This is a genomic window from Streptomyces sp. NBC_00376, assembly GCF_036077095.1.
Taxonomy (GTDB): Bacteria; Actinomycetota; Actinomycetes; order Streptomycetales; family Streptomycetaceae; genus Streptomyces.
Window position 1 is genome coordinate 4,477,502 of the sequence record NZ_CP107960.1, and the last position, 13,637, is coordinate 4,491,138.

Annotated in this window: 14 protein-coding genes; 8 read left to right on the forward strand and 6 right to left on the reverse strand. The window is 69.3% G+C overall.

The window, feature by feature from the left end; genetic code table 11:
• Window positions 1-97: 97 nt before the first annotated feature.
• A complete protein-coding gene (locus OG842_RS20225; protein WP_266731416.1) occupies window positions 98-1,750 on the reverse strand; it encodes a protein kinase domain-containing protein in 1,653 nt (550 codons plus the stop codon).
• 291 nt (window positions 1,751-2,041) lie between these two features.
• Here OG842_RS20225 and OG842_RS20230 point away from each other — a divergent pair, with 291 nt between their 5' ends.
• On the forward strand, window positions 2,042-3,667 hold the full coding sequence (locus OG842_RS20230; protein WP_266731418.1) for a protein kinase domain-containing protein: 1,626 nt from the start codon (window positions 2,042-2,044) through the stop codon (window positions 3,665-3,667).
• 46 nt (window positions 3,668-3,713) lie between these two features.
• Here the strand turns inward: OG842_RS20230 and OG842_RS20235 are convergent, their stop codons facing one another.
• The 3 genes from OG842_RS20235 to OG842_RS20245 form a co-directional block, all read right to left on the reverse strand.
• Window positions 3,714-4,736 carry a phosphotransferase gene (locus OG842_RS20235; protein WP_266733703.1) on the reverse strand — a complete coding sequence of 341 codons (1,023 nt, stop codon included), beginning with the start codon at window positions 4,734-4,736 and terminating at the stop codon, window positions 3,714-3,716.
• A gap of 162 nt (window positions 4,737-4,898) precedes the next feature.
• Window positions 4,899-5,351: a pyridoxamine 5'-phosphate oxidase family protein gene (locus OG842_RS20240; RefSeq protein ID WP_266731419.1), complete on the reverse strand. Its 453-nt coding sequence runs from the start codon at window positions 5,349-5,351 to the stop codon at window positions 4,899-4,901.
• Window positions 5,352-5,460: 109 nt separating this feature from the next.
• Window positions 5,461-6,120 carry a response regulator gene (locus tag OG842_RS20245; RefSeq protein WP_266733705.1) on the reverse strand — a complete coding sequence of 220 codons (660 nt, stop codon included), beginning with the start codon at window positions 6,118-6,120 and terminating at the stop codon, window positions 5,461-5,463.
• Window positions 6,121-6,460: 340 nt separating this feature from the next.
• Between OG842_RS20245 and pdhA the strand changes: the two genes are divergently transcribed.
• From pdhA to OG842_RS20260, 3 genes are read left to right on the forward strand one after another with little or no spacing between them, the layout of a single operon-like run.
• Entirely contained in the window at window positions 6,461-7,642 is a 1,182-nt protein-coding gene (pdhA, locus tag OG842_RS20250; RefSeq protein WP_266731421.1) for a pyruvate dehydrogenase (acetyl-transferring) E1 component subunit alpha, read from the forward strand.
• Window positions 7,643-7,644: 2 nt separating this feature from the next.
• Window positions 7,645-8,625 carry an alpha-ketoacid dehydrogenase subunit beta gene (locus tag OG842_RS20255; RefSeq protein ID WP_266731423.1) on the forward strand — a complete coding sequence of 327 codons (981 nt, stop codon included), beginning with the start codon at window positions 7,645-7,647 and terminating at the stop codon, window positions 8,623-8,625.
• 10 nt (window positions 8,626-8,635) lie between these two features.
• Window positions 8,636-10,051, forward strand: coding sequence for a dihydrolipoamide acetyltransferase family protein (locus tag OG842_RS20260; protein ID WP_266731424.1), 1,416 nt, complete (start codon window positions 8,636-8,638; stop codon window positions 10,049-10,051).
• Here OG842_RS20260 and OG842_RS20265 read toward each other — a convergent pair.
• On the reverse strand, window positions 10,038-10,532 hold the full coding sequence (locus tag OG842_RS20265) for an ATP-binding protein (protein ID WP_266731425.1): 495 nt from the start codon (window positions 10,530-10,532) through the stop codon (window positions 10,038-10,040). The two genes, OG842_RS20260 and OG842_RS20265, sit on opposite strands and share 14 nt — an antisense overlap.
• A gap of 220 nt (window positions 10,533-10,752) precedes the next feature.
• Here OG842_RS20265 and OG842_RS20270 point away from each other — a divergent pair, with 220 nt between their 5' ends.
• Together OG842_RS20270 and OG842_RS20275 are read left to right on the forward strand one after the other, a co-directional pair.
• The gene (locus OG842_RS20270; RefSeq protein ID WP_266731426.1) at window positions 10,753-11,634 is read left to right on the forward strand and encodes a helix-turn-helix domain-containing protein; all 882 of its coding nucleotides are present in this window, start codon (window positions 10,753-10,755) and stop codon (window positions 11,632-11,634) included.
• A gap of 5 nt (window positions 11,635-11,639) precedes the next feature.
• Complete coding sequence (locus tag OG842_RS20275) at window positions 11,640-11,828, forward strand: DUF397 domain-containing protein (RefSeq protein WP_266731427.1); 189 nt, start codon at window positions 11,640-11,642, stop codon at window positions 11,826-11,828.
• 79 nt (window positions 11,829-11,907) lie between these two features.
• Here OG842_RS20275 and OG842_RS20280 read toward each other — a convergent pair whose 3' ends face one another.
• Window positions 11,908-12,300 (reverse strand): SgcJ/EcaC family oxidoreductase, encoded by a 393-nt coding sequence (locus tag OG842_RS20280; protein ID WP_266731429.1) that lies wholly within the window; start codon window positions 12,298-12,300, stop codon window positions 11,908-11,910.
• A 172-nt stretch (window positions 12,301-12,472) separates the two neighbouring features.
• Between OG842_RS20280 and OG842_RS20285 the strand changes: the two genes are divergently transcribed.
• Together OG842_RS20285 and OG842_RS20290 are read left to right on the forward strand one after the other, a co-directional pair.
• Window positions 12,473-13,069 (forward strand): hypothetical protein, encoded by a 597-nt coding sequence (locus OG842_RS20285; protein WP_266731431.1) that lies wholly within the window; start codon window positions 12,473-12,475, stop codon window positions 13,067-13,069.
• A gap of 95 nt (window positions 13,070-13,164) precedes the next feature.
• Window positions 13,165-13,599 (forward strand): VOC family protein, encoded by a 435-nt coding sequence (locus OG842_RS20290; protein WP_266731432.1) that lies wholly within the window; start codon window positions 13,165-13,167, stop codon window positions 13,597-13,599.
• The last annotated feature ends 38 nt before the right edge of the window (window positions 13,600-13,637 follow it).

Consider the following 13,637-nt stretch of genomic DNA (forward strand, 5'->3'; position numbering starts at 1 on the left):
TCGGTTATGAGGTGCCCAGCGCGCGGTACCCGGCGCGCGGCGCGCGGCACCCTGGCAAGCGGCTGCACGAGCCCCCTCGGGCCCGGAGCGGTCAGGATCAGGCCGGGTCGCCCGTCGCGACGCGCAGCTCGAAGTGGGCGCCGGTCTTCGGCACGGCGGTGCCCGTCGTGGGGAACTGGTCGATGACCTGGTCCTCCGCGTAGGTGTTCCCCGGCACCTTGATCACCTTGATGGTCCAGCCGGCCTCGTCCGCGCACGTCCTCGCGGAGAGGATGTCCTTGTACAGGAAGTTGGGGGCGTCGACCTTGTTCGGGTCGTCGCTGTCCTCCATCGCGTCCGTGCACTTCTCGGTGTCCATCGTCCGGTTCCGCTCCGGATCCTTGTGCTCGCTCGCGGCCGGCGACTCGTTCGCGGTCGTGCCGCCCTTGTCGTCGTCCTTCAGGGCGAGGACCGTGATCAGCCCGCCTATCGCGATCAGGGCGACCACGATCGAGCCCACGATCACCGGCATGTTCCGCTTGGAGCCGCTCCCGCCCGAGCCGGAGTGCGACTGCGTCTGTGTCTGCGGTGAGGTCGAGTACGGCGGCGGGGTCTGCTGCGGCACCGGGGCCTGGCTCTGGTACGGCTGGGCCGACTGCGGGTAGCCGTACGACGGTGCCGGCGTGGGGGCCGGGGTCGCCGGACCGTACGGGCCCGACTGGTACGGACCCGACTGGTACGGGCCCGGCTGGTACGGGGTCTGGACGCTCTGGGGCGTCGCGCCGGACTGGTCGACCGGCGGGAAGACCGCCGAGCCGACGCCCGAGCCGCTGTTCGCCGGGGCGCCGCCGCCCGCGACGATCACCGGCGCGCCCGTGGGGCCGCTCGCGGCCAGCACCCGGGCGATCTCGTCCTGCATCGCCGCCGCGCTCGGGAAGCGCTCGTTCGGGTTCTTCTTCAGCGCGCGGGCGACCAGCGCGTCCATCGCCGGGGTGACCGCGCGGTTGATCGTGGAGGGCGCGACCGGCTCCTCCTGCACGTGCGCGTACGCGATGGCCAGCGGGGAGTCCGCGTCGAACGGGATCCGCCCGGTCAGCAGCTGGAACAGCATGATGCCGACCGAGTACAGGTCGGAGCGGGCGTCCACGCCGCGGCCGAGGGCCTGCTCGGGGGAGAGGTACTGCGGGGTGCCGACGACCATGCCGGTCTGCGTCATCGACGTGACGCCCGACTGCATGGCGCGGGCGATTCCGAAGTCCATGACCTTCACGATGCCGCGCTTGGTCACCATCACGTTGCCGGGCTTGATGTCGCGGTGGACCAGGCCCATCTCGTGGCTGGTGTCCAGCGCGGCCAGCACGTCGGCCGTCACCTTCAGCGCCCGGTCGGCCGGCATCGCGCCGTGGCTCTGGATGTCCGCCTGGAGCACGGAGCCGAGCGGCTGCCCCTCCACGTACTCCATGACGATGTACGGCATCAGCGCGCCGCCGAGCTCGTCCTCACCGGTGTCGAAGACCGAGACGATGTTGGTGTGCTGCAGTTTGGCGACGGCCTGCGCCTCGCGCCGGAACCGCTCGCGGAAGGACTGCTCGCGGCCCAGCTCCGTGTGGAGTGTCTTGATCGCGACCTGGCGGTCCAGGGCGGTGTCGTACGCCAGGTATACGGACGCCATCCCGCCTTCGCCGAGCAGGTCGCGAAGCTGGTACCGGCCGCCGGCGACCGAACCGCCCGCATAGCGACCCTGAGCGCCGTGTGCGCCGTCCTGGCTCATGACTTGCTCCCCCTCGGCGCGCGACTCACGCGATCATCCATTACGCGCCAAGTCTGCCCGAGGGGTACGACACGTCAAGCCGGGTGCCCGTTCCGTGACCCTACGCACAAGAAGCGTCTCGGAAGCGTTACAGGAACCGCATGAAATTTGCGTGGACGGCACGCCGGGCGGTTGGATAACCGGTCCCTCTCGGAAACGGTGTGTCCGGAAGAGGCTGTAGCGTGACGTGGCAATGCAGCTAGACACCGTGAGAACCCGCGGACGCGCGGACAGATACGACGGCGAGGACTGATGGCACCCGATTCCGAAGCAAACGGCGGCGGAGTATCGGATGGCACCGACGCCTGGGGCATTGACGGTGTCGTCGGTGACGGACGTTACCGGATGACCCACCGCCTCGGCCGGGGCGGTATGGCGGAGGTCTTCGCGGCCGAGGACGTGAGGCTCGGACGGACGGTCGCGGTGAAGCTGCTGCGCTCCGATCTCGCCGAGGACCCGGTCTCCAAGGCCCGGTTCACGCGCGAAGCGCAGTCGGTCGCCGGGCTCAACCACCACGCGATCGTCGCCGTGTACGACTCCGGCGAGGACGTCGTGGGCGGGGCGACCGTCCCCTACATCGTGATGGAGCTGGTCGAGGGGCGGACCATCCGCGACCTGCTGATCAGCGCCGAGGCGCCGCCGCCCGAGCAGGCCCTGATCATCGTCTCGGGCGTACTGGAAGCGCTCGCGTACTCGCACCAGCACGGCATCGTGCACCGTGACATCAAGCCGGCCAACGTGATCATCACCAACTCCGGCGCGGTCAAGGTGATGGACTTCGGCATCGCCCGTGCGCTGCACGGCGCGCAGTCGACGATGACGCAGACCGGCATGGTCATGGGCACGCCGCAGTACCTCTCCCCGGAGCAGGCGCTCGGCAAGGCCGTCGACCACCGCTCCGACCTCTACGCCACCGGCTGCCTGCTGTACGAACTCCTGGCCATGCGGCCCCCGTTCACGGGCGAGACGCCGCTGTCCGTCGTGTACCAGCACGTCCAGGACATCCCGGTCCCGCCGTCCGAGGTCCTGGGCTCGGTGCCGCCGGAGCTGGACGGACTGGTCATGCGTTCCCTGGCGAAGGACCCGGACGACCGGTTCCAGAGCGCCGAGGAGATGCGCGGCCTGGTCCAGTACAGCCTCCAGATGCTTCAGGTGCAGGGCGGCCACACGGGTACGTGGAACACCGGCCCGGTCGCGATGCACGAGGGCGGGCACACCCCGGCCATGGGCATGGCCGGGGGCACGATGGCGATGGGCCACCCGCCGCACGGGGACACCTCGCAGGGGCCGATCCTGCCGCCGATGAACCCCGACGACGGCGGTTACGACGGCGGGCACAACGGCGGTGGCGGCGGCCGCGGCAAGCTGTGGCTGTTCGTCGTGCTCGCGCTGATCGCGATCGGGGCGGGTGTCGCCATCGCGGTCAACGCCGCGCAGGACACCGGCTCGAAGCACAAGAAGCAGCCCGACAAGGTCTCCAGTTCGCCGTCCCCGGAGAAGAGTTCGTCCGGGCCGACCGACGAGGAGAGCGACCAGACCCAGGTGCCGGAGAATTCCACCGGCAACCAGCACGACACGCCTCCGCCGCGGACCTACTCCCCGTCGACCACCCCGACCCAGCCCTCCGAACCGCCGACGACCCAACCGACCACCCCGACGACCGGAGGCACGGCCGACGGTGGTACGGGAGCGGCGGACGGCGGTAGCGGTGCGGCCGACGGTGGTACGGGAGCGGCAGACGGTGGTAGCGGTGCGGCCGACGGTGGTACGGGAGCGACGGACGGTAGTAGCGGTGCGGCCGACGGTGGCACCGGTGCGGCCGACAGCGGCGCCGCCACCGGTACGTCCGCGTCGACAGGTACGGGCACTACCCAGTGACCACCACCCCGTGAACACCCGCTGACCCGGCCGTTCACGGGGGGAATCAGCCCGTGAACGCCTCGCGCACCGTCTCGTACTCGCGCGTCCACCAGACCGCCAGGGCCGACACCGCAGGGAACTGCGGGTCGGCCCTCCGGTCGTCCAGGCAGTACCGCCAGCGCAGTATCCAGAAGTCGTTGAGCCGCTCCCACCACACCCGGTGCACCGCGGCGGCCAGTTCCGCCGCCCCCGCCCCGGCCGCCCGCCGGTAGGCCCGCGCGTACGCCTGTACCTTCTTCAGCTCCAGCTCCCCGGCAGGCCGTACGAAGAAGATCGCCGCGGCCCGTACCGCCTCCTCCGCCCTCGGCTGGACCCCCAGCCGGTCCCAGTCGAGGATCGCGACCGGGTCCGCGCCCCGGTACAGGACGTTCAGCGGGTGGAAATCGCCGTGCACCCAGCCGGTGGCCGGGGCGCCGGGCGTCGGGGGCCTGCGGTCGGCGTGACGTTCCAGCAGGGTGCGCCGCTCCAGCAGGCGGTGCTCGGCCAGCTCGTCGAAGCAGTCCCGCCGGTGGCGTCCGCGCGCGGCCGTCAGCAGGTCGTCGATGAGCGCGAAGGTGTCGCCGGGATCGGCGCTCCGGTACCCGCAGGACCGGTGCGCGAGCCCGGTGCCCGAGCCCATGGCCTGTTCGGGCACGGTGCCCGAGCCCATGACCTGTTCGAGCCCGGTGTGCACCGCCCCGAGCAGCGCCCCGAGCCGTTCCGACTGCGCGGTGGTGAGCTGGTCGCCCGCCCGGTGCAGCCCGTCCACCCAGGGGTGCAGGGCGTAGCACCGTCCGCCGATCTCCGTGACCGTTTCACCCTCGGTGTCCTGCACGGGCGGGGCGACGGGCACGCCCAGCGACTGGAGCCGCTGGGTGGCGCGGTGCTGGCGGACGATCGTGGCGCGGTCGCCGGTGGAGTCGTCGAGGTGGTGCTTGAGGAAGTAGGAGCCGCGGGTGGTGGAGACGCGGTAGCCGTGGTTGAGCAGGCCCTTGGTGATGGGCTTGCAGCTCAGGGGTTCACCGGCGTCCGGGTAGCGGCGCAGCACCTCGTTCACCGGAGGCACCGGTGGCCGCCGTGGCACGGACGGGAAGAGAGCCCGGTCCACCGGGGACATGGGCGCAGGAGGTGCGGACGGGAACCGGACCTCGCCGTCCGACGGAGCGGACGGAAGGGTGACAAATGAGCGCAGCACTCACCAAATGTTAGATCACGCTGTGTTGCCGATCGGCTGACTTGCGTCGAAGTCCAGAGTGTGCACAGAGGCGAAGTGCGGTTCGAGCCTGAGGTACGCAGGGGCGAAGGGCTCGCCGTTCACCAGGGCGGGACCGTCGCCGAACAGCTCGCGCTGGCCGGGCGTCGGGTGCACGATCTCGGCGGTGCCGGTGAACTGCACGGCCCACAGGTCGCCCCCACCTCCGCTTCCCGGAACGCCACCGCCTCCCGGGCAAGCGGCGCCGAAGTTGTCCGCGCCGTACGCCACGACCGTGCCGTCGCACGCGTTGTGGTACCCGAAGCCGCTGTGCATCCGCAGGACCACGCGACCCTCGATCACGACGTGGCGGGCCACCGACAGAAAGGGAAGGGCCCGCATGCTCGTCGCCAGCCGGCCGTACCGGACGCGGCCGAGCAGTTCGATCGCCTGGAGTTCCTCGAAGGACATGACCTCCACTCTCCGCCACCGCGGAAGCCGCAGAAAGAGGCTGCGGCCCCGGTTGATCAGGGACCAAAGTCCCGAAGATCACCCGCTTCCCGGCACCCCCTGGTGCTCCTCAGCGCTTCTCCGCCTGGATCCTGGCCACGTACGCGGCGGCCTGCGAGCGCCGTTCCATGCCCAGCTTGGAGAGCAGGCTGGAGACATAGTTCTTGATCGTCTTCTCGGCGAGGTGCAGCCGCTCGCCGATCACCCGGTTCGTCAGCCCCTCGCCGATCAGGTCGAGGATCTTGCGTTCCTGTTCGGTGAGGCCGGCGAGCTTGTCCTCGCCCCGGCCCTTCTTGCCGTCGCGCAGCCGCTCCAGCACCCGCGCGGTCGCCACCGGGTCCAGCAGCGACTTCCCGGCGGCCACTTCACGCACCGCGTTCAGCAGTTCGCTGCCCCGGATCGCCTTCAGTACATATCCCGACGCACCCGCCATGATCGCGTCGAACAGTGCCTCGTCGTCGGCGTACGAGGTGAGCATCAGGCACTTGATGTCCGCGTCCTGGGAGCGGACCTCCCGGCAGACCTCCACCCCGCTGCCGTCCGGCAGCCGTACGTCGAGCACCGCCACATCGGGCCGGGTCGCGGGGATGCGGACCAGCGCGTCCGCCGCGGTGCCGGCCTCGCCCACGACCTCGATGTCGTCCTCGGACGAGAGCAATTCGTGGACTCCGCGTCGCACGACTTCATGGTCGTCCAGCAGAAAAACGGTGATTTTTCCTTGTTCGCGCACAAAACGCAGTCTCACACACTCACCCCTTCCCTGCCGCCGAACGGCGGGATAACGTGCCGTTGTTCCGGCGGCCTGCGAGGCTGTTACCAGTGCTGTGACCAGCGAGAGTTCCCGACTTTTTCGATTTACTTGGAAATCCAAGCAAAATCGCAGGTCAGATAGGGTTTCGCAGTTATGCGGCGTACTGGGTAACGTGCTTTCGGCAGGGCGCTCGCCGGGGCACCTGTCACGCCTGTTCCCGGACCGAGCGGCACCCACCCCGTGCACGGGTACGGACACAGGCGAGCCGCACTGGCTTCCCGGCAGACCCCGGGGGCCGGACCGACGGAGGAGCACGCACGTGACCGTGGAGAGCACTGCCGCGCGCAAACCGCGACGCAGCAGCAAGCGGACCAGCGCCGTGAAAACGACCGCGAAGACGTCCGCGAAGACGCCACAGAGTTCCGAGCCCGAGCTCGTACAGCTGCTGACGCCCGAGGGCGAGCGGCTTGAGCACCCGGACTATTCGATCGACCTGACCGCAGAAGAGCTGCGCGGCCTGTACCGGGACATGGTCCTGACCCGCCGCTTCGACGCCGAGGCCACCGCCCTCCAGCGCCAGGGCGAGCTGGGCCTGTGGGCCTCGCTGCTCGGCCAGGAGGCCGCCCAGATCGGCTCCGGCCGGGCCCTGCGCGACGACGACTACGTCTTCCCGACCTACCGGGAGCACGGCGTCGCCTGGTGCCGTGGGGTCGACCCGACCAATCTGCTCGGAATGTTCCGCGGCGTGAACCACGGCGGCTGGGACCCGAACACCAACAACTTCCACCTGTACACGATCGTCATCGGCTCGCAGACCCTGCACGCCACCGGTTACGCCATGGGCGTGGCCAAGGACGGCGCGGACTCGGCCGTGATCGCGTACTTCGGTGACGGCGCCTCCAGCCAGGGGGACGTCGCCGAGTCCTTCACCTTCTCCGCGGTCTACAACGCCCCGGTCGTCTTCTTCTGCCAGAACAACCAGTGGGCGATCTCGGAGCCGACCGAGAAGCAGACCCGTGTCCCGCTCTACCAGCGCGCGCAGGGCTTCGGCTTCCCCGGCGTCCGGGTCGACGGCAACGACGTACTCGCCTGCCTGGCCGTGACCAGGTCGGCGCTGGAGCGGGCCCGCCGGGGTGAAGGGCCCACCCTCGTCGAGGCGTTCACCTACCGGATGGGCGCGCACACCACCTCCGACGACCCGACGAAGTACCGGGCCGACGAGGAGCGGGCCGCCTGGGAGGCCAAGGACCCGATCCTGCGGCTGCGCACGTACCTGGAGAAGGAGGGCGCCGCCGACGAGGCGTTCTTCACCGCGCTGGACGAGGAGAGCGAGGCCCTCGGCAAGCGGGTCCGCGAGGCGGTACGGGCGATGCCCGACCCCGACCCGATCGCGATCTTCGACAACGTCTACGCCGACGGGAACCCCCTCGTCGACGAGGAGCGCGCCCAGTTCGCCGCCTACCAGGCATCGTTCGCAGACACCGCCGAGGAGGGCAAGTAGCCATGGCCATGGAAAAGATGTCCATTGCGAAGGCTCTCAACGAGTCGCTCCGCAAGGCCCTCGACAACGACCCCAAGGTCCTCATCATGGGTGAGGACGTCGGCAAGCTGGGCGGGGTCTTCCGGATCACCGACGGACTCCAGAAGGACTTCGGCGAGGACCGGGTGATCGACACCCCGCTCGCCGAGTCCGGCATCGTCGGCACCGCGATCGGCCTGGCCCTGCGCGGTTACCGGCCCGTCGTGGAGATCCAGTTCGACGGCTTCGTCTTCCCCGCGTACGACCAGATCGTCACCCAGCTCGCCAAGATGCACGCCCGCGCGCTCGGCAAGATCAAGCTGCCGGTCGTCATTCGTATCCCGTACGGCGGCGGCATCGGCGCGGTCGAGCACCACAGCGAGTCGCCCGAGGCCCTGTTCGCGCACGTCGCGGGGTTGAAGGTGGTCTCGCCGTCGAACGCGAGCGACGCCTACTGGATGATGCAGCAGGCCGTCCAGAGCGACGACCCGATCATCTTCTTCGAGCCCAAGCGCCGTTACTGGGACAAGGGCGAGGTCGAGACCGACACCATCCCGGGCCCGCTGCACAAGGCCTCGGTGGCCCGCACCGGTACCGACCTCACGCTCGTCGCGTACGGCCCGATGGTGAAGGTCTGCCTGGAGGCGGCCGCGGCCGCCCAGGAGGAGGGCAAGTCGATCGAGGTCCTGGACCTGCGCTCGATGTCCCCGATCGACTTCGACGCCATCCAGACCTCGGTCGAGAAGACCGGCCGGCTCGTCGTGGTCCACGAGGCGCCGGTGTTCTACGGCTCCGGGGCCGAGATCGCCGCCCGGATCACCGAGCGCTGCTTCTACCACCTGGAAGCACCGGTGCTGCGGGTCGGCGGCTACCACGCCCCGTACCCGCCGGCGCGGCTGGAGGACGAGTACCTGCCGGGTCTCGACCGCGTGCTCGACGCCGTCGACCGCTCGCTGGCGTACTGAGGACTGGGACGTGACAACGATGACCGACACTTCCAACGCTGCTCGCTTCCGTGAGTTCAAGATGCCCGACGTGGGCGAGGGACTGACCGAGGCCGAGATCCTCAAGTGGTACGTCCAGCCCGGCGACACCGTCACCGACGGCCAGGTCGTCTGCGAGGTCGAGACGGCGAAGGCGGCCGTGGAGCTGCCGATCCCGTTCGACGGCGTGGTGCACGAGCTGCGCTTCCCCGAGGGCACGACGGTCGACGTCGGCCAGGTGATCATCGCGGTGGACGTGGCCCCGGGCAGCGGTGACGCGACCCCGGCCCCGGCGGCCGAACCTGCCCCGGTTGCTCAGCCCGAACCGGAGCCCGAGGCTCCGAAGGGCCGCCAGCCGGTCCTGGTCGGCTACGGCGTCTCCGAGAGCTCGACCAAGCGACGGGCCCGCAAGGGCACGGCCGCTGCCGCGTCGGCTGCCGCGACGGCGATCCAGAGCGAGATGAACGGCCACGCCACCGTCGTCCCGGAGAGCCGGCCGCTGGCCAAGCCGCCGGTCCGCAAGCTGGCCAAGGACCTGGGCATCGACCTGGCGACGGTCGTCCCGACCGGCGAGGGCGGCATCATCACCCGCGAGGACGTGCACGCGGCGGCCAAGCCCGTACCGGCACAGGCCACCGCGCCCGTCGCCGCGGAGGCCCTCCCCGTTCCCGAGGCCCCGGCTCCGGCCGTGGTCACCACGGTGGGCGCCCGCGAGACCCGCATCCCGGTCAAGGGCGTACGGAAGGCCATCGCCCAGGCGATGGTCGGCAGCGCGTTCACGGCTCCGCACGTCACCGAGTTCGTCACCGTCGACGTGACGCGCACGATGAAGCTGGTGGCGGAGCTCAAGGAGGACAAGGAGATGGCGGGGGTGCGGGTCAACCCGCTCCTGATCATCGCCAAGGCGCTCCTGGTCGCGATCAAGCGGAACCCGGAGGTCAACGCCGCCTGGGACGAGGCGAACCAGGAGATCGTGCAGAAGCACTACGTCAACCTGGGCATCGCCGCCGCGACCCCGCGCGGACTGATCGTCCCGAACATCAAGGACGCGCACGAGCAGACGCTCCCGCAACTGGCCGCGTCCCTGGGCGAGCTGGTCTCCACGGCCCGCGAGGGCAAGACGTCCCCGGCCGCGATGGCGGGCGGCACGGTGACCATCACCAACGTCGGCGTCTTCGGCGTCGACACGGGCACGCCGATCCTGAACCCGGGCGAGTCCGCGATCCTCGCGGTCGGTGCGATCAAGCTCCAGCCGTGGGTCCACAAGGGCAAGGTGAAGCCCCGTCAGGTCACCACGTTGGCCCTGTCGTTCGACCACCGCCTGGTCGACGGCGAGCTCGGCTCCAAGGTCCTGGCGGACGTCGCCGCGATCCTGGAACAGCCGAAGCGCCTGATCACCTGGGCGTAGCTGTACGAGATGGGCCCGCGCGAACGGCTTCGCGCGGGCCCATCGGCATGTCCGGCTTCCGCCGCAGGGCGAGTTCGGCGAACACGGTCTTCCCGACGGTGCGCGGCTCGACGCCCCAGTGGTCCGCGATCCCCGCGACGATCAGGAGCCCCCGCCCGTAGCACTCGTCGTCCGCGGCCTCGCGCAGCCCGGGCAGCCGTTCGCCTCGCGGGTCACTGACCGCGATGCGCAGCGTGGCCGCGCTGAGCGTGAGGTGCACGCGGAAGAGCCGCCCCCGGATGGCGCCGTGCAGTAACGCGTTGGTCGCCAACTCGCTGACCAGCAAGGCCGCGTCGCCGGCCAGCCCCGGATACCCCCACTCTCGTACGAGACGCGCGGTACGGCGCCGGGAGAAGGAGACGCTGCGAGCGGTGGGGGCGAAGTCGAGCCGGTCCTCGCGGAGGACGGGTTCGGGTGTCGGAACCTCTTGAGCTGCGGTCATGGGCGCGTACCTCTCGGTGAGGTGGCGGTGGCGATGTCGCGCCTGCGGGCAGGGCGGTGCACTTCCGCCGGATTCGGCTCCGCTGTGCGAGCGGTGGAGCACCGACGGTAGCGGTGTGATCGCGTGTGCAGCAATAAGTTTGGGCAGAAAGTTCTCTGCCCTAGTTGGTGTTCGAGGAGAATGAGTCCGAGACTTGGGCGACTCGGCGGAGGGATGCGACGTGGCAGGTAACAGCCCTGATCGGGGCCGGACGGTTTCGACTGTGCTCGGGCGCCGTCTCGGCGGGGAGTTGCTGCGCATGCGCGAGGGGCGCTCCCTGCGGCAATCGCACGCTGCGGAGGCGCTGACGGCATCGGTGGCCAAGGTCGCGAAGATCGAGCGGGGCCTCGTACCGATACGGGATCCCGACATCAGGGCCCTGTGCCACCTGTACGGCGAGGTCGACGCCGATTTCATCGACAGGTTGCTGGCACTCGCCAAGACCGACCGCGAACGTCGCAAGGCAAGTGGTTGGTGGAATCAGTACCCGGGACTCCAGTCCATGGCCGAGTACGTGGCGCTGGAGGACATTGCCACCAGTCTTCGCACCTGGCAAGTCGCCATCGTGCCTGGACTGTTGCAGACCCCGGACTACGCCAGAGCGCTCGCCGTGGGAAACGGGTCCTGGGAGGACCCCGACGAGATCGAACCCTTCGTCGAGTCCAGGATGGCGCGGCAGGCGCGGTTGAGTGGCGACCGCCCGCTTGAGCTGCGGGTGGTGGTGCACGAAGGCGCCCTGCGTCAGCTGGTGGGCGGACGCGAGGTGATGAGGGAACAGCTCGGCAGGCTGCTGGACGTGGCGCGGCAGCCGAACGTGAAGCTTCAGGTGATGCCGTACATCGCCGGTGCTCACCCCGGCATGACAAGCGCCTTCACCATCGTGTCCTTCGCTGAACCGGGGGCGCTCGATGTGGTTCACATGGATACGACCTCGACCACTCTCTGGCTGGAGAGCGATACTGATGCCGAGCGCCACAGCAGCCTTTTCGACCGCATCTCGCGTCTGGGGCTTGCGCAGCACACCTCGGTCAGACTCATCAACACCATCCTCAGGGAGCTGTGAACCGCGTGCCCGGGTACGAGTTCGTCAAGTCCAGCTACAGCGGCGGCAACGCGGGCCAGGAGTGTGTCGAAGTGGCCCGCAACATCGCTCGTACCGTCGCCGTCCGCGACTCCAAGCGGCCCGACGGCCCGCTTCTCGTCCTCGCTCCCGCCGCGTGGGACAGCTTCACGGCGGGCCTGCGTCGGCAACCGTAGGCGCGGCGGTGGAACGGCGAGGGCGAGGAGGGTGCCTGCAATATCCCCCGCGCCGTCGCCGTCCGTGACTTCGAGCTGTCTATTCCACCCACACTGCCGTGTTCTGGCAGGCGTGCAGCAGCCACCTTCCGTCATCCTGCTTCGTCATGACGTAGAGCGGAGCGCCTTCCGTTTCGCCCTCCGGTGAGTGGTAGACCTGCCGGACCTTGACGGCCGCCACGTCGGGCCGCAGGAATTGCGTGTGCACTGCCTCGTAGGTGATCTCACCCTCCCAGTTGGCCGCGGGCAGCACGGTGCGGGTGAACTCGGCGATCGCGTCGAAGCCGATCAGGACCTTGCCGTGGCCGGTCGTCCAGAGTGCGTCGGGGTGGAAGAGTGCGAGGAAGCCCTCGACGTCCTTGGCACGCTGAGCGCGTTCGACGGTGGCGACGACCTGTTCGATGGCTTTGATGTCTGCGGTTTCGGTGTTCATGCAGATCACTCTGGGATCTCAAGCGGACTTGAGGTCAAGGCCGGCCGCGGGATCGCCCCAGAACCTCATCAGCGCGGTACGGCGGCCCCTCTCTCGCCCTGGGTCCAGCCTCTTGTCAGACACCGTTGTTACGTTGACGCGAGGATCTCGCTTCGACCTCTGGAGAGGGCGCATGTACGACGAACGGCTCGCAGGGTTTTCCCGGGAGCGGCTGGACGGCCGTCCGATACCCGACGATCTGCGCGTGCTGCTGGTGGCGCAGTGGGAAGGCCGCACCGACTTCACTCACCTTCTCGACCTCGACTTCTTCGAGGCGGGAGAGGTCCACCCGCTCCTGGACACCAGTTATCTGAGCGAAAAGGAACTCGCGGACCCGGAGATGCAGGCCGTCAACGCCGCAGCCGCGGAGATGGCCAAGTACGTCAAGCTCGTGGCGAAGGGCGGAAAGGGGTGGATCGGCTACTGGCTGCACCCCGACGAACCCACGGATCGTGCCTGGCACCTCATGGAGCTGGACACCGAGTTCACCTTCTGGGGCCTGGTCGGCCGCACCCTGACCGAGGGGGTCGCCGCCGAGCGGGCAAGCTACCAGGACGAGCCCGACGAGCGAATCGCGTTCACGCAACTGGCCGCCGAACTCGCCGAGCTCGGCCTGCCGCTGAGCACCCGGGACTACGGCGCCCTCGCTGACACCGAGTACACGGTGAACCCGGAGAAACTCATGGAGGAGCTGATCGAAGCCGAACGCGAGAAGCGCGGTCTTCGCTGAGCGGGGAGACGCCGTCAGCGTCTGGAACGGCGCTTGGAATCCCGGGCTCAAAAAAGGGGAACTGGCGTGCGTAGGACCGCTGTTAGGGTGGCCGAATGGCATCGGTGAGGAAGATCCAGATCACTTTCGACTGTGCGGACCCCGAGCGTGTCGCCCGTTTCTGGTGCGAGGTGCTGGGGTACGTCGCACCTCCGCCGCCGGAGGGGTTCGACTCCTGGGACGCCTACAACGGCTCACTGCCGCCCGAGGAGCGGGGTGCGTGGTTCGCCTGCTCCGATCCCACGGGCGAGGGCCCGCGCCTGTACTTCCAGCGCGTTCCCGAAGGGAAGGTCGCCAAGAACCGGGTGCACGTCGACGTGCGGGCCGGTACCGGGCTCGTGGGTGCGGAGCGGCTGGCCGTGCTGGAGGCCGAACGCGATCGGCTGGTGGCGCTCGGCGCGGTGTGCACGCAGGTGCTGTATGCCGACGAGGACAACGAGTCGTGCATCAACATGCAGGACGTCGAGGGCAACGAGTTCTGTCTCGACTGAGCACCCTCCGGTACGGCGAGAGGGGGCCGCATGGCGCG

Bases quoted from the DNA above. Each gene is read 5' to 3' on its own strand.
- OG842_RS20225 (WP_266731416.1), bottom strand. From the start codon at position 1,750: ATGAGCCAGGACGGCGCACACGGCGCTCAGGGTCGCTATGCGGGCGGT.
- OG842_RS20230 (WP_266731418.1), top strand. From the start codon at position 2,042: ATGGCACCCGATTCCGAAGCAAACGGCGGCGGAGTATCGGATGGCACC.
- OG842_RS20240 (WP_266731419.1), bottom strand. From the start codon at position 5,351: ATGTCCTTCGAGGAACTCCAGGCGATCGAACTGCTCGGCCGCGTCCGG.
- OG842_RS20255 (WP_266731423.1), top strand. From the start codon at position 7,645: ATGGCCATGGAAAAGATGTCCATTGCGAAGGCTCTCAACGAGTCGCTC.
- OG842_RS20265 (WP_266731425.1), bottom strand. From the start codon at position 10,532: ATGACCGCAGCTCAAGAGGTTCCGACACCCGAACCCGTCCTCCGCGAG.
- OG842_RS20280 (WP_266731429.1), bottom strand. From the start codon at position 12,300: ATGAACACCGAAACCGCAGACATCAAAGCCATCGAACAGGTCGTCGCC.
- OG842_RS20285 (WP_266731431.1), top strand. From the start codon at position 12,473: ATGTACGACGAACGGCTCGCAGGGTTTTCCCGGGAGCGGCTGGACGGC.
- OG842_RS20290 (WP_266731432.1), top strand. From the start codon at position 13,165: ATGGCATCGGTGAGGAAGATCCAGATCACTTTCGACTGTGCGGACCCC.